This window comes from Cellulomonas citrea (assembly GCF_009829685.1).
GTDB classification, from domain to species: Bacteria; Actinomycetota; Actinomycetes; order Actinomycetales; family Cellulomonadaceae; genus Cellulomonas; species Cellulomonas citrea.
On the sequence record NZ_VWSD01000428.1, the window covers coordinates 1 to 504 of the forward strand.

1 protein-coding gene is annotated in these 504 nt (G+C 68.3%); it reads left to right on the forward strand.

What is annotated here, in order from left to right:
* Window positions 1–79 precede the first annotated feature (79 nt).
* A partial coding sequence (locus tag F2B26_RS17095) for a hypothetical protein (protein WP_201292846.1) occupies window positions 80–504 on the forward strand: 425 nt, incomplete at its 3' end.

Sequence of the window (504 nt, forward strand, 5' to 3'; positions counted from 1 at the left end):
AGCCCAACCACGCCTCTCGCGGTCGGCCTCCCTATCGGGCGAAACCAACCGTGCAGACCGACCCGGGCTGAGCCACTTCATGACGGACATCAGCAAAGCTCGATCCCTCGACGCCGAGACATGGCGCGCCCTTGAGCTCGATACGCTTTCGGCGATCATGCCCGTGGATCGTCGCGACCGGCTGGCGCAGCTCCTCACCGACGATGACGTCGCGACGCTCTCGCACCTCGCACGCGAGGGCACGGGCGAAAATAGCCTGCGGGCTCTGGCTTCCGACCTGGCCTATCTCGAGGGATGGGCGACCGCCGCCACCGGCGATCCGCTGCCATGGCCGGCGCCAGAAGCGCTGGCGCTGAAATTCGTCGCGCATCACCTCTGGGACCCGGCGCAGCGTGAAGTCGACCTCCGACACGGGATGCCGGCTGACGTCGCGGTTAAGATGCGGGAGGACGGGCTGCTGCGCAGCGAAGGCCCGCACGCGCCGAGCACCGTGAAGCGGCGTCT